The organism is Argonema antarcticum A004/B2, assembly GCF_023333585.1.
GTDB lineage: Bacteria > Cyanobacteriota > Cyanobacteriia > Cyanobacteriales > Aerosakkonemataceae > Argonema > Argonema antarcticum.
On record NZ_JAIQZN010000056.1, the window covers coordinates 15,110 to 32,446 of the forward strand.

At 42.7% G+C, this 17,337-nt stretch carries 22 protein-coding genes; 7 read left to right on the forward strand and 15 right to left on the reverse strand.

Annotation, left to right across the window (positions count from 1 at the left end; genetic code table 11):
* Positions 1 to 17 precede the first annotated feature (17 nt).
* From LAY57_RS21950 to LAY57_RS21965, 4 genes are all read right to left on the reverse strand, one after another.
* Positions 18 to 491 (reverse strand): type IV pilin protein, encoded by a 474-nt coding sequence (locus LAY57_RS21950; RefSeq protein ID WP_275994283.1) that lies wholly within the window; start codon positions 489 to 491, stop codon positions 18 to 20.
* Positions 492 to 524: 33 nt separating this feature from the next.
* Positions 525 to 3,512 carry a pentapeptide repeat-containing protein gene (locus LAY57_RS21955; protein WP_249068987.1) on the reverse strand — a complete coding sequence of 996 codons (2,988 nt, stop codon included), beginning with the start codon at positions 3,510 to 3,512 and terminating at the stop codon, positions 525 to 527.
* Between the two features lie 436 nt (positions 3,513 to 3,948).
* Positions 3,949 to 4,860, reverse strand: coding sequence for a DUF1822 family protein (locus LAY57_RS21960; protein WP_249068988.1), 912 nt, complete (start codon positions 4,858 to 4,860; stop codon positions 3,949 to 3,951).
* Positions 4,861 to 4,889: 29 nt separating this feature from the next.
* Complete coding sequence (locus tag LAY57_RS21965) at positions 4,890 to 5,525, reverse strand: sigma-70 RNA polymerase sigma factor region 4 domain-containing protein (protein WP_249068989.1); 636 nt, start codon at positions 5,523 to 5,525, stop codon at positions 4,890 to 4,892.
* Positions 5,526 to 5,866: 341 nt separating this feature from the next.
* On the opposite strand from LAY57_RS21965, the gene LAY57_RS21970 reads away from it, so the two are divergent.
* Together LAY57_RS21970 and LAY57_RS21975 are read left to right on the forward strand one after the other, a co-directional pair.
* Positions 5,867 to 7,063 carry a DUF3466 family protein gene (locus tag LAY57_RS21970; protein ID WP_249068990.1) on the forward strand — a complete coding sequence of 399 codons (1,197 nt, stop codon included), beginning with the start codon at positions 5,867 to 5,869 and terminating at the stop codon, positions 7,061 to 7,063.
* Between the two features lie 347 nt (positions 7,064 to 7,410).
* The gene (locus LAY57_RS21975) at positions 7,411 to 8,094 is read left to right on the forward strand and encodes a C-type lectin domain-containing protein (RefSeq protein WP_249068991.1); all 684 of its coding nucleotides are present in this window, start codon (positions 7,411 to 7,413) and stop codon (positions 8,092 to 8,094) included.
* Between the two features lie 274 nt (positions 8,095 to 8,368).
* Here LAY57_RS21975 and LAY57_RS21980 read toward each other — a convergent pair whose 3' ends face one another.
* From LAY57_RS21980 to LAY57_RS21990, 3 genes are all read right to left on the reverse strand, one after another.
* The gene (locus tag LAY57_RS21980; RefSeq protein WP_249068992.1) at positions 8,369 to 8,830 is read right to left on the reverse strand and encodes a type II toxin-antitoxin system VapC family toxin; all 462 of its coding nucleotides are present in this window, start codon (positions 8,828 to 8,830) and stop codon (positions 8,369 to 8,371) included.
* Between the two features lies 1 nt (position 8,831).
* Positions 8,832 to 9,041, reverse strand: coding sequence for a hypothetical protein (locus LAY57_RS21985; protein WP_249068993.1), 210 nt, complete (start codon positions 9,039 to 9,041; stop codon positions 8,832 to 8,834).
* 221 nt (positions 9,042 to 9,262) lie between these two features.
* Complete coding sequence (locus LAY57_RS21990) at positions 9,263 to 9,502, reverse strand: DUF2283 domain-containing protein (protein ID WP_249068994.1); 240 nt, start codon at positions 9,500 to 9,502, stop codon at positions 9,263 to 9,265.
* Positions 9,503 to 9,569: 67 nt separating this feature from the next.
* Here LAY57_RS21990 and LAY57_RS21995 point away from each other — a divergent pair, with 67 nt between their 5' ends.
* Positions 9,570 to 9,863, forward strand: a complete 294-nt coding sequence (locus tag LAY57_RS21995; RefSeq protein ID WP_249068995.1) for a hypothetical protein — start codon at positions 9,570 to 9,572, stop codon at positions 9,861 to 9,863.
* A 33-nt stretch (positions 9,864 to 9,896) separates the two neighbouring features.
* Here the strand turns inward: LAY57_RS21995 and LAY57_RS22000 are convergent, their stop codons facing one another.
* The 3 genes from LAY57_RS22000 to LAY57_RS35920 all read right to left on the reverse strand — a co-directional run bounded on the left by LAY57_RS22000 (position 9,897) and on the right by LAY57_RS35920 (position 10,870).
* Positions 9,897 to 10,223, reverse strand: a complete 327-nt coding sequence (locus LAY57_RS22000; RefSeq protein ID WP_249068996.1) for a DUF5615 family PIN-like protein — start codon at positions 10,221 to 10,223, stop codon at positions 9,897 to 9,899.
* Positions 10,201 to 10,542: a DUF433 domain-containing protein gene (locus LAY57_RS22005; RefSeq protein WP_249068997.1), complete on the reverse strand. Its 342-nt coding sequence runs from the start codon at positions 10,540 to 10,542 to the stop codon at positions 10,201 to 10,203. Before LAY57_RS22005 ends, LAY57_RS22000 begins: the two co-directional genes overlap by 23 nt.
* A gap of 205 nt (positions 10,543 to 10,747) precedes the next feature.
* A complete protein-coding gene (locus tag LAY57_RS35920) occupies positions 10,748 to 10,870 on the reverse strand; it encodes a hypothetical protein (protein WP_275994285.1) in 123 nt (40 codons plus the stop codon).
* Positions 10,871 to 10,965: 95 nt separating this feature from the next.
* On the opposite strand from LAY57_RS35920, the gene LAY57_RS22010 reads away from it, so the two are divergent.
* Positions 10,966 to 11,409, forward strand: coding sequence for a retroviral-like aspartic protease family protein (locus tag LAY57_RS22010; RefSeq protein ID WP_249069022.1), 444 nt, complete (start codon positions 10,966 to 10,968; stop codon positions 11,407 to 11,409).
* A 216-nt stretch (positions 11,410 to 11,625) separates the two neighbouring features.
* Here the strand turns inward: LAY57_RS22010 and LAY57_RS22015 are convergent, their stop codons facing one another.
* Both LAY57_RS22015 and LAY57_RS22020 read right to left on the reverse strand, forming a co-directional pair.
* Positions 11,626 to 11,844 carry a ssr2422 family thylakoid membrane protein gene (locus tag LAY57_RS22015; protein ID WP_249068998.1) on the reverse strand — a complete coding sequence of 73 codons (219 nt, stop codon included), beginning with the start codon at positions 11,842 to 11,844 and terminating at the stop codon, positions 11,626 to 11,628.
* Between the two features lie 119 nt (positions 11,845 to 11,963).
* Positions 11,964 to 12,587, reverse strand: coding sequence for a type I restriction endonuclease (locus LAY57_RS22020; RefSeq protein WP_249068999.1), 624 nt, complete (start codon positions 12,585 to 12,587; stop codon positions 11,964 to 11,966).
* 85 nt (positions 12,588 to 12,672) lie between these two features.
* Here LAY57_RS22020 and LAY57_RS22025 point away from each other — a divergent pair, with 85 nt between their 5' ends.
* Both LAY57_RS22025 and LAY57_RS22030 read left to right on the forward strand, forming a co-directional pair.
* Positions 12,673 to 13,311, forward strand: coding sequence for a sugar transferase (locus tag LAY57_RS22025; protein WP_249069000.1), 639 nt, complete (start codon positions 12,673 to 12,675; stop codon positions 13,309 to 13,311).
* A 156-nt stretch (positions 13,312 to 13,467) separates the two neighbouring features.
* Positions 13,468 to 13,938, forward strand: a complete 471-nt coding sequence (locus LAY57_RS22030; RefSeq protein ID WP_249069001.1) for an NAD(P)-binding protein — start codon at positions 13,468 to 13,470, stop codon at positions 13,936 to 13,938.
* Positions 13,939 to 13,940: 2 nt separating this feature from the next.
* Here LAY57_RS22030 and LAY57_RS22035 read toward each other — a convergent pair whose 3' ends face one another.
* Both LAY57_RS22035 and LAY57_RS22040 read right to left on the reverse strand, forming a co-directional pair.
* A complete protein-coding gene (locus tag LAY57_RS22035) occupies positions 13,941 to 15,116 on the reverse strand; it encodes a GNAT family N-acetyltransferase (protein WP_249069002.1) in 1,176 nt (391 codons plus the stop codon).
* A 149-nt stretch (positions 15,117 to 15,265) separates the two neighbouring features.
* Positions 15,266 to 15,649 carry a DUF4342 domain-containing protein gene (locus LAY57_RS22040; RefSeq protein WP_249069003.1) on the reverse strand — a complete coding sequence of 128 codons (384 nt, stop codon included), beginning with the start codon at positions 15,647 to 15,649 and terminating at the stop codon, positions 15,266 to 15,268.
* A gap of 251 nt (positions 15,650 to 15,900) precedes the next feature.
* On the opposite strand from LAY57_RS22040, the gene LAY57_RS22045 reads away from it, so the two are divergent.
* Entirely contained in the window at positions 15,901 to 16,368 is a 468-nt protein-coding gene (locus tag LAY57_RS22045) for a hypothetical protein (RefSeq protein WP_249069004.1), read from the forward strand.
* Between the two features lie 52 nt (positions 16,369 to 16,420).
* Here LAY57_RS22045 and LAY57_RS22050 read toward each other — a convergent pair whose 3' ends face one another.
* Positions 16,421 to 17,005 carry a nucleoside hydrolase gene (locus LAY57_RS22050; RefSeq protein ID WP_338022463.1) on the reverse strand — a complete coding sequence of 195 codons (585 nt, stop codon included), beginning with the start codon at positions 17,003 to 17,005 and terminating at the stop codon, positions 16,421 to 16,423.
* Positions 17,006 to 17,337: the final 332 nt, after the last annotated feature.

Sequence of the window (17,337 nt, forward strand, 5' to 3'; positions counted from 1 at the left end):
TATAATTCTATTACTACCTAAAATTGACAAGAACTGCGGACTAAAGCTACTATCGCTGGAATTGTTGGATTGCTGGTTGATAGAGGGCCACAAGGATAGTCAATGCCGTTTCTAAAATACACACCTCCGCCATGATATTGAAGACCTGGTTTTTTAGGTATAGCTACATGAATTACTATTTGGCGACCATCGAAAAGCAAAATTAAATAGCGATAGTTTTCTGTTTCCAGTGAATAATTCAGATTGCTGGCATCGTCTGTAAAAACTGAATTTTCTAAATAGTAATTTCGCTCAGCCGTGATAAAATTTTTAATTCTAACGGTAGCTTCAACTCCTTTAGCTTTGTTCACTTGTTTGAGGAAAGAAGGCAAAGCAATAGCTGACAAAATCCCAATTATAAAGATGACGACGAGCAATTCGACTAGCGTTAATCCCTGCTCTGGATTTTTCAGGTAAGAATATCTCAAAAACTCATTTTTGAAGTTGTTCATAATTACCTCAGCGAAAAATAGGTTAACAGAAATTTATGTAATTTTAGTCTCTATTACCGCTTGCAATTGACTCAAGGATTCGTTATAATTAAGATGAGATGAGCAGATAAATTCTCGCCACATCCGGGGAATTTCGGCTTGATTCTGGCAAATTACTGGCAACCAACTAGCACAGGGAAATTTATCCTCCATGCGTTGCAACTTTTGTCGCGCTTCTCGCACAGAAACGTATAAAGATTTGCCCGAACAAAAAGTTGCGATCGCGTTTTTGAGAAATTCCTGTGCGACTAAATCGGGTACAGGTTCGCGCATCACAATGATTTGCGGGATGTGCAAATCTTCCAGTTGTTCCGCCAATCCCAAACCGTCGCAAGAGTTGAAAATTGCTAAATGCAAACCGCGATCGATCGCAGCTTTCAAAGCATTTTCCAACTGTTCTATAGTTAGCCTTTCTGTTTGATTAATATCAATCCAACCGTTAATTTTATCCCATTTAGTCGAACTGTGTCCCGAAAAGCAGAGGATATCCCAACCTTGTTCATCCCACAGATATTCATCAAATTGTTTGCGAGTTGGTTCTACTAAAAATACCGTTTCGGCGGCGGGTAAATTTTCTAGGATTTGCCTATCTTCTTCCAGATTCAATCCTTTGCTATTCCCCAGAATCGCCAAGATTCTCACTTTATTTCTGGAAGGAACAGATTTTGTCATTCTGTCACCTTTTGTAGCGCTCAAAGCGACTTCAGATTGGCGATAATCTTCGCACAAATCCCACAAATGCCAGGGAAGGCGTCGCACTTGGATATCTTCGGATTGGATAATTATTCGGATTTGGTCAGATATATTTAATTTTGTCCGTAACTTATTTTTAATTGGACTAAACGCTTCCGAGTTAAGCCAAGTATTGAGTTGCTTTTTCAACTCGTTAGCCAAACTTTCAATTTCTTTCTTTAACTTAGGAATATCTTGAATCGAAACCTGCTTTACCTGAGACTGTGGTTTGATGCGGGGAAGCACACCTTGCGCTTGATAGCACAACCTGAGATTTTCATATTTTACTTGCCATTGTTGATAAAGTGCCGGTATTTCTGGTTTGGCAGGTAAGCTGGCGGTAAAATTGGCGGGGAGGGGATTTTCGTCCCACCAAATCTGCGCCGTGACTGCGGGAAATCCTATCTGAAAATCGCCTTTTCCCAGATTCAAAACCACTAATTTTTCAGATATACTAGGTTTAGCAGCTATCTGTTTAATCACCGACAGCATATCTACATTTTGTTGATGATAGCGTTCCAGCAGGGCCGATCGATCTTTTAATTCAGCTTGATATTTTTGCTCTAAAGCTTTCAGGTTATCTTCATAAATTTGGATGAAATCGCTGTGAATTTTGGCTTTATTCGCATCGACAGGTACTCTGACCTTGACGATCACAACGCCATCGCCTTTGTTTTCAATGCTTTGGATATCGAGTTTAGTGCCTTCATTTTCGACTTGCACTTGTTGGAAAGATTGGGTGAAAGCTGTGGCGTCGATACCGTTGCGGAAAATCAAATCGACAGTGTTCAAAACCTCTTGAAACAGACTGGTAAATTCTCCTGGTGCAAACTCGCCGCTGCTGGGACGGCGTTCGCGATCGTCCGTTCTCGGCTTGGGATTTTCTAACAGATAAACCCACCGACAATCGACCCATTCCAGTATAGTGCTGCTGTCAATATTCCACGTTCCCAAACCGCAAGCGCCTGTTAGTTTGGCGTTCGTGAAATCAGTGCTAATTGCCTGAACTTGGGTTAAATTTGTCCACTCCAAACAGGCGTCCTCAAACGTAGCTTCGCTGAGATCCGCTTCTCTCAAATTAGCATAGCTGAGGTCTGCTGCCATCAGGTTTGCTCCTTTGAGATTAGCATTAGTATATGATTGCTCGCGTCCATTTCCGCTAACCAGAAAATCTCTAACTTTTGAGTTCATTAATATTGTACCACTTAATCTTGCCCAGTCAAGATTTATTGCTCTGTGCCATAAGGTGCGCGTTGTATTAGCAAATCTAATATCGGTGCTTTTGAGTGTGGCATAACTGAAGTTCGCATTAGTTAAATTAGCACCACGAAAACTGGTTCCGCCTATAGCTGCGATCGCAACGCCAATTTGGTGCAGAATGATATATTTATCGTCTTCTGCTAAAACTCGATCGGCAATGTAATTAGCCAATAAAACTAAAACAACAGCTAAGATTACGGCGATGGAAATGACGGTAATTTGAGCAGCAAGTGCCACCGATTGAGGTAGAGGAGGTTTTAATTTAAAAAAATATCTAGAACCATTGCGGGTGACGATCGCAGTGGCAATTATCGCGATCGCCATTGCCTCACCTACAACCAAAAATTTTATCCCCTCTCCCGCCACAACTACAGCTAAAAATACGGCTAAACCTAATGATACCACTACCGCAATGGTCGCCGCAACTGCGATCGCCAAATACAAAATTACATAAGCCGAACTTGACGCACCAGCTTGTCCGTTGGCAGCATAAATAAAATTACCTAATCTAAAAGCTCTAAACCAATCAAAAAACTTGTTGTTATCATTACTAATAGCGCTGAAAATCCCGATCGTAGAACCACACACAGCTACCACACTCGCGACAATGGCGATCGTTCTTTGGATGCCTTGGTTAATGGTGATAATCAACAATACTATATTGATAGCTAGGATGAAAAAGAAGCATAATAAACTAGCAGTGATTCCAAGTTGCCTATCTGGGTATGGTATTAAAAAAGTCGTTGTTCGATAAGCTGTAGTTACAGCCGCCACACCTGATATTGCTGATAGCAGTGCGGCAATAATTAATATTCCTATTCTCCAGTTAAGTGGGAGTCCCGCTTGAGCATTGGTGAAGTTAGCATTTGTGAGATTGGCATTAGTAAAATCTGCACCTTGGATGTTTGAATAAGAGAAATCGGTATTTGAGAGGTTTTCACCTCTGAAAGAACGTCCTTGGAGATTTCTGCGCTGTAGTTCGAGGTACATGATTGATGAGGAAAAATGTTAGTTAAGTTGTCCAGACCCGCCTGGGGTTCAAACCCCAGGCTAATAGCGAAAGTCCACTGAAGTGGACTGGAAAACAAAAAAACAAATATTTTGTCCAGACCCGCCTGGGGTTCAAACCCCAGGCTAATAGCGAAAGTCCACTGAAGTGGACTGGAAAACAAAAAAACAAATATTTTGTCCACTTTAGTTCACTGAAGTGGACGTTGGCTAAAAGCTCTTGCGTTTTCACCTCTGGTGGGCTATAAGGCGACTGCATAATGTTAATGAATTTAACTTTGTTCATTTATTCAGTCCACTTCAGTGGACTTGGGCTATTAGCCTGGGGTTTGAACCCCAGGCGGGCTATGAGGTTGGAGTTTTCACCTCTGGTGGGCTATGAGGTTGGAGTTCAAACCTCCGGGCTAATAGCGAGGGGCTACAAACAAAAGTCTTGCTTCACACTCGTTTCTCCCAGCGCCACGGCGACGGTGAAACGTTCTTCTAATTCAGCACTGAAATGCAACTGAATAAAATTATCCGCCTCCCTCGATTCTGTGTCAAGAACTATTTCTCCCGATTCATCTATTACCATCAACTTCACTCCCGGCGGCAAAAAAGTTTGACCTTTCATCGGATGCACCTGCACCCGAATATCTACTTCTGAATCTGGTTCTGGCGGCAGCATAACTACCAGCGCCAGGGACTGTTCCCCCAGTTCCATTCCTAAGTCAATCTGCTGACCCCGCGTAATATTCACGGCGCCTCTAAACATATATGCCAGTTCGACTTTTTCTAGGCTTAAAAGCTGCTCGATCGCTTGCCAACCAGCCTCAATTATCCCTGAAAACCATTGTCTCAGATTTACAGGTTCAGATTGTCGTTTTTGACACAAAAAATCTGTAAATTTTTCTAAAGATTGCAGTTGGCTGAGGTGGATTTCTTTGGCTGGGTTTTCGGTGAATCCCAACAATGTCGCTTCTTTCAAAGATTGGTTTAGCCGCACGGCAACATAGCCAAGCCTGTTTTCCCAAACATCGGGAGGAATGTGGCAAACTTCTGCATCTGGTAAGACGGGGCGACATTCTAATTTGCCTAGATATTTTATATCCAAATCGGCAACATCCATGAATTTCAGCATCACCGGATTGCGGCTATCACTTTGAGACCAATTGGTGTCAAATCCCAGGCAGCGGATGTAAAAATCAACGGCGTATACGGCTAATGTATTGAGATAAACCTGTTTGGCTTTTTGAGGTGATGGTTGATGTTTGCAGCACTGTTGGGCGATCGAATGGGCTTCAAAAGATAGGGGTACTGCGAATGTCAAATTTTCAGTTAGTTTACTCATAATTATCTCTTTTCCAACCTCTTTGGCAACTATTCCTGTAAATATCTATTGAAATAAGGCATTAAATTACGCAAATTCCGATTGAAAAAACTACAAAGAGTCTGAGGTGAAATGCCTAAGTTTTTGGAAAGTTCATCCCAGGAATAGTCTTCTACAAATCTTGCCCACGCTAAAATTTGAAATGTCACATCGGGACGGCCTCTGATTGATTCAGCTTGCAAAAGATTTTCTGGGTCGTCTTGGAGAAATCGCCGCACCAAAATGGCGTCGTCAAGGGTATCTTCCTGTGATGCAAACCTCTCTAAATCGTCGAGGGATGGAAGGGAGATTATCCTGTTGTTGTTATAGTCGTTGACAACAGCAATAAATTGATATCGCAGCAATGAATTCACCCACGCCATGACGGGATATTGTGGTTTGTATTTGTCTATATTTTGGCAAATTTCTAGCATGGTTCGCTGGCGGGCTTCATTATAAAGGTCTTCGTAAACATCAGGTAGCCATAACCCACTTTGGGGATGACCAAGCTGGTTTGATTGCCAAATTTCATTTATCAGTTTATTTAATGTTTGCAGCCGTTGACTGCTCTGGGGCGGGTGCTGTTGAGCTTCTATTGCTAGTTTCTGAAGTTGCCGATCGAAATCATCGCCTGGTGGGGCAACCATCTCACTCTCCTTGTTTGTTTGGGATTTTCTGTAGGACACTTCCGATAAGGCTGTGGGTGAACCTCTACTTGTTCTTATGGTTTAGCGCCAAGTTTTTACGCATTTACACCTGATTTGTTATAAAACTTTACTTTTACCTGGCTCTGAAAAAAAGTTTCGAGATTTGCGTAAAAAGTTTGGCGTTTTCCATAGAAGAGGTTAGCAGGGGTTGACACAAGTATCTTTGCTGTCAATTAACCCAAGGTTAAGGGGTGTGTGCGATCGGCTTTCTGTGAGGATATGCGATCTTTGCTCGCAATCTTTCTATTTTCAACTTCTGACTTCTGAAAGGAGTGAATTCTATGCCTACTTCTACTCTTGTGAAAAAACTAAAAAAGCTTTCCTTCTCACTGACTACCATCACTGCACTAGGACTTGCAACATCTCAGTCTGCTGAAGCTGCATCTTTCTACTCCATCAGTGATCTCGGTACACTCGGCGGGACTGAAAGCATGGCTTATGGTATTAACAACTTAGGCCAGGTAGTTGGTCAATCGCAAACAGCTAGTGGAGCTAAACGTGCCTTCCTATGGACGGATGGTGTCGGAATGAGTGACCTTGGTCATTTTGGTAGCAACGGCAGCTATGCCACAAGCATTAACGATAGTGGACAAGTTTCGGGTACAAGTGGTTTATTCCCCGATTCTAGAGGTGAAGCTCGTGCCTTTCGTTACACTGACGGTGTTGGCAAAGTAAATCTCGGTGTATTGCCCCCCAATGGAGGAGATAGCCGGGGCAACGACATCAATGCTAGTGGACAGGTCGTAGGTTGGGCTAATAGAGGTCATGGCTTTGGCTATCCAGAATCAAATGATAATCCAGGTTACGCCGTTCGTTGGACAGGCAGTTCCATTCAATCTCTCGGTACTCTGGGCGGTTATTACAGTGTTGGCACTGGTATCAACGACAACGGGCAGGTTACTGGTTACAGTGCCACAGCACGCAATGCTGCTACTCACGCTTTCCTCTGGACTGAAGGTGTTGGTATGACTGACCTCGGTACGCTCGGCGGTAAGAACAGCTACGCATCAAAAATCAACAATTCTGGTCAGGTAGTCGGTAAATCTCAAACTGCTAACGGAGACGAACGAGCCTTTTTATGGAACGAGAGTGATGGAATGACTGACCTCGGTACGCTCGGCGGTAAGAACAGCTACGCTTGGGGCATTAATAAATTCGGCCTAGTGGTTGGTAACTCGGATGACGCTAATGAAAGTTCTCGTGCGTTTCTCTGGGAAAATGACGTAATGACCGATCTTAACAGCTTAATTGCTACTGACTCCGGCTGGGAACTTAAGCAAGCACGCGATATTAATGATCTAGGACAGATTGTGGGCTGGGGTTCTATCAATGGCAAAACTCATGCTTTCTTGCTAACGCCTGTTTCTGAACACAAGTCAGTTCCCGAACCTTCTTCTACATTAGGTTTATTAGCATTTGGTACTTTCGGTGTCGCTTCCCTACTGAAACGCAAACAGCAAGAAAAAGTTTTGAATTGAGTTGTATCTGATTGATGAGAGTGCGATCGGCCTTTCTGTGAGGATATGCGATCGCTCGGATCTCAACCACTGCTTCTGATGCGATCGCAACAGATCCTGGACTAACCTCTCACCCGCCAGAGAATCAATTCTCTGGCTAATAGCAGAAGTCCTCTCAAGAGGACTAGAAAAGCGTCTTCAGTCCGCTGTGCGATCGGCTTTCTGTAGGGATGTTCGATCGTTCCTTAGAATATCCGCCTTATCCAGCCTATCCTTCTATAGTTTAAAGGAGTAATTTCTGAGGACTGCAAATCCTACCACAAATTCTTCATGTCCAAAATATTCCATTTTTCGGAGAAACCTGTTTTATGAATACTATGAAAAAGCTATCTATCGCTTTAGTGGAATCAACGCTAGTCGCCTTCGGAACAGGAGGAATGGCACAGGCGGCTATCTTGTTCAACTCAGATACAGGACATTACTACGAGTTTGTATCCGAAGCTCTCACATGGAATCAGGCAAAAGCTGCCTCCGAAAATAAGTCTTACCAGGGTCTTCAGGGGTATCTGACAACAATTACCTCTCAAGCAGAACACAATTTTATTATTTCAAACGTGACTAAGATTGGAGCATGGTTAGGCGCGAGTGATGCAGAAAGGGAAGGAGTATGGAAGTGGATGACAGGGCCGGAAGCAGGAACGGTATTTTGGCGTGGAGGTAACAAAGCTACTGGGGGCAGACCAGTTAATGGTCAATATGCAAATTGGGATATCCATGCACCTAATAATGACTATCTAGGTCAAAGTGATGAAGATTATGCCCATCTATGGTACGGCTCTAAGGGCCAGTGGAATGATGCACCAGGTTTTGCACGTATGTCTGGCTACGTGGTTGAGTACGGTGGGATGGAAAGCACGTCGCCTGAACCAACATCAGTTACCGAACCTTCTTCTATGTTGGGTCTATTAGCATTTGGTACTTTCGGTGCCGCTTCCCTGCTGAAACGCAAACAGCAACAGAAAGTTTTGAATTCAGTTGTAAGCGATCGATGAAAAAGGAGTGCGATTATCTACGGTACGCTTTGCGATATGCCGAAGGCACGCTACGCGATCGCGCATAAAAGTGCGATCGCCTACCTGGAATTAATCGAAGTGCGATCGAGTTTGGGAATTAATCGAAATGCGATCGAGTTTGGGAATTAATCGAAATGCGATCGAGTTTGGGAATTAATCGAAATGCGATCGCGTTTGGGGATTAATCGAAATGCGATCCCTCCTCCAAAAACCAATATTTAATTAACTCAAACTTTGGAGCGATCGTTTTTCACTAATTGTCAGCTAACACAGATGGCGGCCCAACAATTGTAATTCCATCAGGTTGAAATATCCGCCAATCATCAGTATCATAAGTGTAAACCTCGTTAACGCCTGCAACTAAAGCAGTAGCAGCGTGTCTTGCATCATGAATACGACGAGCAGTTAGCCTTCGATTTGACGCAATTTCTAACATTTTTAGCGTCGCCTGCAAATTAGTTGGTAAAACAACAATTGCCGATGGCGGCTCTACCAAAAGACGAGCCGCTTGACTAGCAAGCTCCGGTGTTTGGGGAGGTTGAGCGCCTATCCAAGTCAGTGCAGCATATACTTCACTCAACACACCAGCAGATGTACAAGCAGCAAGTTCACCCCGTCGAGCCGCTTCTACAATTGGACGCGCTTCCACATGGCGAGGATCGCCACTCAGCAAAGCGCCGATGAAAATTCCCGCATCTAAAAATACTAAGGTCATGTCAATGCTTGTAAATTTCCTCTTTCCATCCTTGCGGTACATACCCATCCAATATGGGTAATGGCGCTAGTTCAACTTTCGCCTGTACGATTAGCGATTCACCGTTGGGAAATTGCACTTCCAGGGCAGATTTTTGTCTTAACAAGCTCAAAAAATCTTCTACTGAAATGTTTCTTAGACTTTCAATGGTAATGGTTTGTTTGACGTTCATTCAATTTTCCTTTTGCTTCAAAAGTTGCGGTAATTACGGGTTAATTAGTTAACACTGTAACCACAGTTAGCTACCTGTTCTTCCACATAAGTTCCCATTGAGTCTGGCAGAGAAATGTTAATGCTTTTCACATTCGTTACTCGATCTACTTGACTTTCCTATTATGGCAGGTTTGGCCATTTTATGCCAAATTGAGTTCGCATATCCTCCCAAATCCCTTCTTAAGCTTGCAGAGAAAGGTGTAAATCAGCCAAAATTGGTAATTCAAACACATTACTTTCCTGGAACCGCTTCGAGAAGAACATCACTTCCAGATTCTCAATTTCCTCAGTCACAGGATTAAGACGAGCAACAATTCCGTAGTCAATTTCTGCTGATTCTTGTTCTGCATAAGGAGAGCATTTGTTTATGTAGAGAATATCACCGACGCGATCGTATTCAACAGTTAATTTCGCTGCCATATTATTTCACATTGAGTTATCGTTTTGCTGATGTAAGCTGTCACAATCCAATTTCGTACTTCGGGAAATGAATCAGTTACTACGGCTACTACAACATACCTACCTCGACGCCCTTTATCATAACCTCGCGAGAATAGAATTGTATCCTCGAAGCGCACATCGCACCGAACCTCATCGGGGTCAGCTAGAGTCTCAGCAATTCTTTCCTGGTACGTTGGTAGCAGATCGGGATGTCGATCTGCAATGTGCGATTCCCGTTCATCTGTCAGTTCAACCTCACTATCGAGATACGGACAAAAAAATCTTGTTGTCACAGTTCTCCAGCACCACCCATCGTCGTTACTTGATCGACTTCATCTGACTATTATGGCATTTTTGTCAGCGATCGCTACTTTCAAAGAAATTCTACGCGATCGCGCATTTCCTCTGGTTCAAGACACTCCCAGATTAAAACCAATCCACTGACAATATCGCCAATTGATCGAGTATTCTTACGACAGAAAGCAATTCCAGTGTGAGTGGCACCAGCTTGATTTAGCCGTAAAAAATCTGCATCTTGGGTAAAAATTACCCGTTCCTGAGAAATTGCAAAAGCTAGTTGTTCCTCATCTGATGCAGAAATAAGTCCTTCTTCTGGTGTGGTAGTTACATCAATCCCACGTCGTCTTAGGCTATCTGCTATGGAATTACTAACATTTTCATCCGGGTGAAATCGAATCATTCTTGACATTTTGCTTCCTTAGTTTTTCCTGAACCAAAGAAGGAGTTTTAGCCTCCAACTCCCGTACAAATTTTTCATCTTCATCAATCTGTTGTCTGATCTCTTGGATATGGTCGTGATAATACGCCAAAGCAGCATACACATCAGCCAAGGTAATACTTGGATAATGATACACAATTTCATCAGGAGACATTCCCATTCGTTCGTGCCAAATCACAACATCCTGCACTTTAATTCGATGTCCGGCAATACGCGGTTTACCGCCGCACACACCAGGAGTGATTTCAATATGTTCCGAAATTACGCTTTGAATAACCATCTTTGCTTAGTACCTGATGACAAGCAATTGACAAACATTTTTATTATGGCACTTTTTGCCATCTTCTGCCAAATTCAGTTGTAAGAGAGCGATGAAAGAGGGATAGGATTACCTACGGTACGTTTTGCGATATGCCTACAGGAGGCTGCCCCAACGCGCCTAAATGAAAAAGTGCGATCGCGCCAGCGATGCGTAGCATTATCGCCTACCTGGAATTAATCGAAATGCGAATGCCTACGGCAGGCTGCGCCAACGCTACTTTCAAAGAAATTCTATGCGATCGCGTATAAATGAGAGAGTGCGATCGCGCATAGCGTGCGTTCGGCATATCGCCACCATAACGAGTAATTCAACGTAAATATGACTCAACCAATGGTAAAATACATGGAGTTAATAGCTCCGACTATTCAGGAGGAGACAGATATGCAAGTTAACAGCAACAATCCAATGGGAAAAGTTTTCGCAACTATCACGATCGTTAATCGCGCCGACCAAATTCGAGCCGAAGATGGTACAATTTCACCAGAACAAATCCGGTCTATAACGCTCAAAAATGTGTTAGTAGACACAGGAGCCACTACTTTGTGTTTACCACAAGATGCGATCGCGCAACTGGGACTTAAACTCCTGAAAGAAGTAGACGTAGCAACGGCAATGGGAATTGGTAAAGCGCGAATTTTCCGAGATGCCACCATATCTATGTTCGAGCGGGAAGGAACCTTCGAGTGTTTGGAGTTACCGGGAGGTGGAGATGCTCTTTTGGGAGTGATTCCTTTGGAAGCTTTGGGGTTAGAAATCGATCTGCAAAATCAAACTTTGAAGCTTTTACCTATTAGTCCAACTGAAACTTATTTAACGATTTTGTAAGGATTTAGACTTGGCTGAGATTGTACTTATAAGTCAAAGTGCGATCGCTACTTATAAATCAATTATATGCGATCGCAATCCTTTCAATTGAGAACAAATTCGATCGGATACTAGAACGAAGTCAAGGCGAACGCAGTGTCGATAGTGAGTGAGAGGGCGGCTGAGAGATATGTGCGATCGCACGAACAAAAATCAAATCTTTTTTCTACTTTTCGATCACCTCCGTAGAACCGCCGTGATAATTATTGTAATAGTGGCGCTAGCAATCAAAGTAAAGGCAAGTTGAACCACCCATTGAGTTGCCTGCTGGTAGTTGGTAAATCGATCATTGAACTTTTCTACATCAGTGGATAGCTTATCAAAATCAGTCGATAGCTTGTCCAACTTTTCGATTACATCTGTTAGTGTTGGTTCCTTGTTTGGTGTGCTGGTCATAGCTGTTTCCTAAAGTGGATAATTCCATTATAGCAACTATGACTGAAATGAATAAACAATAGCGATCGCTGAAGCGTGAGAGTGCGATCGCATTTTCAAAAAAGCGTCGCTATTCTCCCTTACTCTCTCAGCAATTGATTAAATCGCTTTAACACTTTCAAGACAGTATACAAGTCATCCTTGTTATCAAGTGAAAACAAATTAGACCGCGCATACTTCGGCTTGCCTTGTTTAGTCAGTTTCAGGAAAATAAAATTAGGGCCATTCGTGATGAATCCAAACCCAGGTTTTTCAGAATTAGGATTACCCAGCATATATGCCAGTGCTTGCGGTATCCCAGCTTCCAAAGAAAATTGTGCCTTTTTTGCCTCAATTACCAGTATCCAAAACTGGGGAGTAAAAACCAGTAAATCCAGGCGTCCCGTCACAATAGTTCCTTCATCTTCCGATACAATTCTCACCTCCTTTTCAGCGCTTACGTAAAATGGCGCACGATAAAAACCTGCTAGTCTCAACAACGGAGAAAGCACGACCATTTTGACGATCGGTTCCAGTATGGGATACTCCGACAAGTGAATATAGTCGCCTTTTACCTCGTCTAGAGCTTGCTTTTCAAAATCCGTCAATTCCGGCAAATTATCTTGCCATTCCCGGAAGAATTGCTCGTCGCCATTGCGCTCTAAGCCAAATTTTTCAACTAAGTCGTGCAGGATTATATTTTGGGATTGAATTGTTTCAACCATGAATTTATCTCCTTTCCATTTCTTTAATTATAGCTCGCGCACTTTGCCACACATTAACTTCAAATATTGTGGAGAAATCAGTCCAATGACTACATTATCGTTATCTTATCAAACTCCTCATCGTTCCATTGATTCAATTTCTAAACGCCTGCTGGATATTGTCGGCAGTTTAGTTGGATTGCTAATTCTCGCTTTGATTTTTATTCCTATTGCCATTGCCATCAAACTCGATAGTCCCGGCCCAATTTTATACACCCAAAAGCGCTACGGACTCTATGGCAAACCATTCAAAATCCGCAAATTCCGCTCTATGGTACAAAATGCCGATTCCCTCAAAGAACAAATTACCAACGAAGCAAAAGGGCTAATTTTTAAGAATGAAAACGACCCCCGCATCACGAGATTAGGACGTTTTTTACGTAAAACAAGTCTCGATGAATTTCCCCAATTTGGGAATGTTTTGGTAGGAGAAATGAGCTTAGTTGGCACTCGTCCCCCCACTGCCGATGAAGTTATTCACTACACGGAACGCCATTGGCAAAGGTTAAATGTAAAACCTGGTTTAACTGGTGAATGGCAGGTGAGCGGTAGGTCGGATGTAAAAGATTTTGAAGCCGTAGTTGCACTCGATTTGCGTTACCAAAACAACTGGAGTCCTTGGTATGACTTATCGATAATTGCCAAAACAATCTATGTAGTTCTCTCTCGGACTGGTGCTTGCTAAATCCGGCTACCAGCGTAAAGTGGGACATCGCATTTCCGAATTAATCGGGATGCGATTGCCTAATTCAAACCCGCTCTGCAAATTTCAAGCTAAAATATAATAAACTCTTTAAAAAAAACATAGTTACACCGTAAATAAAGAGAAAAGATTGCTGTTATGGACGTTAATAAAGTCTGTATAATAGGTGCTGGTTCATCCGGAATTGCCACTGCCAAGATTCTGCACGATCGCCAAATTCCTTTCGACTGCTTTGAAAAAGGCTCTGGCATCGGCGGTAACTGGCGCTACAACAACGACAATGCAATGTCATCTGCCTACAAGTCTTTGCACATCAACACTTCCCGCTACACGATGTGCTACTCCGACTTTCCCATGCCGGAAGATTACCCCGACTTCCCGCACCACAGTCAGGTACTAGCCTGTAAAGCGGGATTGCCAAGCGTGGAAACGATGAAGGAAGATATCGCGAAAGAGGAAGCAGCAATTGCTAAGCGTTATATTAATTCAAAACGACACAGGATGCAAGTAGACTTTTATCCTTATGTATATGAAGTGGAAAAAGAGATGAAACAAGGTCGCTTGCGTCCGGCAAATGCTGCTCTCAAACAATCTGTGTCAGCCATTTAGCGCTAAAACATATCTGGCATCCACGGATGAAAACCAGCAAACATTTGCGAAGCAATTAAAAGTGCTTTATCAGTTGCTTCCAGTTGACCCGTTAGTTGCAACTGTAATGCCGTAAACAAACCTGTATAAAGCGGTGCCAAGAAGCGAATATCCAGTTGCAAATCGCCTCTACCGCCTCTAGTTACTTCCCCTTTCCCTCCCGAAACTCTAAGGATAAAGTTATCATGGTTTTCGGGGATCGAGTTGTCTCTTACTGCTAAATGCAACTCTGCTTCAACCCCCTGTGGATAACCGCGCAACTGAAGTGCTTTTTCCACATCAATTACCCGCAAAAACCACAGTTCGTAATTGCGGATTTTTGCTGTTTGTTCTGGAAGTAGCAGCAGTCGAGAGTCAATAGCGCCAGAATACCACCTGACATTCTTAATTAGGGAGCGATGATCGGCTAGAAATGTCCACAAACATTTAATTGCTGCTGGTGTTAGCGCTACCCAATCCCAGATTTGTAGATATGAACTATTACCTTCGATTTTTTGGGTGCAAATAATGTATCCTTCCGGTTGGGTTTCGGCACCAATAAGATAAGCATAAACTACATTTTCTTTGTGTTCGATAACTCGCTGCCAAATTCCATAATTGCGGTCTAAATTGCCGTTTATTTGTTTTGCTTGTTGGCGGTAAAGGTCATGGAAAATTTCGGTAGGGATGATTTTTACTTTCTGGATGGGTAAAGTGCGATCGATCGACCTAATACTCTCCGTTGGCAATTCCCAACAACAGCGACTTCCCCCTTGTTCGTATCCCACTTGACGGTAAAGGCGCTGAGTAGCCGGGTAAAGTGTTGAAATTGGTACACCTTTGCTATAAAGTTCGCGAATAGTATTGCTCAAAAGTTCAAGAGCGACCTTTTTTCCGCGATGTTCTGGAGAAACGCCAACAGCTGCTATTCCCGCCATCGGTACAGACTCTTGACCGAACCACTGTCCCATTTGGTAAATACCCAAACCTCCAACAATTTCTCCGCTTTGACGGACTACTCGGAAGTTTTCTAAGCTAATGCGATCGCGATATTCCGGCCAATCAGTTAAGGGAAAATTAAAGCACTGGCAGAGAATTTCCCCCAGACGTTGAGCCTCTTCTGGATTTGAGACAGTATCAAATTCAATCTCAGGTTTCATAATTCGATTTTAGATTTTAGATTGCCCCTCGGAAAGTCGGATTCTGGAAGATTTTAGATTTGGGATTTATTCCTTAGTTGAAAGCAAGGGCTTATAACTTACCAATAAACCAAAAATCTAAAATCTGCCATCATAAATCTAAAATCGTATTATTCCTTTCTTTCTACAACAAGTGTAAGATGCGCTACAACTGCACCGATCGCGCCAATAGCTGCAATAACGGGAAACATCGCCGCACCAATCACTCCTCCAACTACACCGACAGTTAGAGGTATTTCTATCAGAGTACGTCCTTCTTCATTCTTGATAATGATGCGACGAATATTGCCTTGATGAATCAGTTCTCTTACCTTGGCAACCAGGGTATCGCCGCTAATCTTTAACTCTTCTACACGAAATTTTTGTTCTGTCTCCTCTTCGGTCACCACTTCCGTCATTTTGGTTTCCACCTGCGTTGAATTTACAGGGTCTGTTGTAGATTCGTTAATTCCTGCCTTAAATTGGTTGTCTTGCCGCTCTAAATTTTCGTTCATAACTGAAATTCCTGACCGCTTATGCTTACAATTCTAAGGTACATTAAAGGACAAGGAGGTGACATCACCAAAACGATCGATCCAAAAAGGTGATTTCAGTGTTATTAGTGGGCTAGCGTCAACGTCTGCTGTCGTACTTGTGTGCGATCGGCCCCAAAATCTTGGTATCCTGATGTGCAGGAGAGTTTGGGCTGGCAGGCGATCGCATCTTAAGTTAATATGGTATAAGTGCGACGATTAATGCCATAAATATGAACAAACCATTGGATGCGGCTCTCTCAATAGACATTGCTAAACGCATCGAAAGCAATGAAGTAAACTGCTTTGACAATGCTTATCATGCAGCATTGTCAACTCCAGGATCGATGTATATTCAAGGTTTTTTAGTTTTTCCTGGAAAGCCTTACAAACCCATTGAGTATAGCTGGATCGAACTCGATCATTGTATTGTCGATCCTACACTACCATATCTTAACAAAAATCCTGATGAATTATACTACTTTCCAGCACAAAGGCTGAACGCTAAGCAACTTCAAGCAGCGCTAGAAGAAGCTAAGGAAGATTATCCAGAAGATGATCCGCTTCCCGTATACGGTTCTATGCCTTATGAATATTACGGCGATATAATGTTGGGCGGTAAGGATTATAAGGACGCCTATGAAGACGCGCAAGCTAAATGCTCGGAATTGAATAAACCAAAAATACAAGAGGCTAACTAATATAGCTTTCCATTGCAAATTTAAGATTTAAAATTTGCAATGGAAAATCGCCTCATCTTGCCCACTGATGCAAAATATATTCGTAGAAGCCTTCTTTATCTACCTTTTCCATTGCCTTAATGGGACGTCCACCTGACACAACTTTAGTACGACCCTGACTGACACCACTCGTCACAATAATTGTTTCCCATTCGCGCAGTTGATAAAATTCAGGACGAGCTAGATAAGCTGTAGCTAACACATCCCAAAAATAATAATCTTGGGGAATGACTAACGCATAACATTGTCCTGCTAAATCGGAAAGCGGGTAGCGACGCTGTTTGCCAATTCGGCGCACAAATTCTGATGTTACTGGCACGTTGTTAGTAACATCTAAAGAGCAAAGAACGATCGCAATTTCCGTGTCCCAAATTCTCTTTGCAGCAATTGGGTCCCAGTAGACATTCCATTCCGCCGAACCATCCCCTCCAGCTTCTAAAGAACGCTCCACGTTGCCGGAAACGTTCAGTGCGCCTCCCATCCAGACAATTTGTTTAATTTTTGATTCAATGTCTGGAGCGAGATCGATCGCACTCGCTACCGTGGGGATTTTGGATTTTGGATTTTGGATTTTGGATTTTATTTTGGATTTATCAATTTAACTCTGTTTTGAAATTTAGTAACATCATAAAATTGTACAGCCTTATGATGATAGTAAGTAGATGGGCGTAAATAAACTAAACACTCATAAACCCAGTTTCTCCAAGAAAACGGGTTTCTAAGGGCGCGGCAGTTTTATGTTTAATTATACCCAGCAAAACAGCAACTGGATGCCAGCGGATTGTTTGGCATTTGTAAGCGAGAACCTTATTATCGCCAGCAACTTGCCGAACTTGAAATAGATTCAGAACAATGGCGGTGGAACTGTATAAAGTTAGACCAACAGCGACGAGTAATAGAAATAGAAAAAGTTTTCCAGCATTAGTTTAC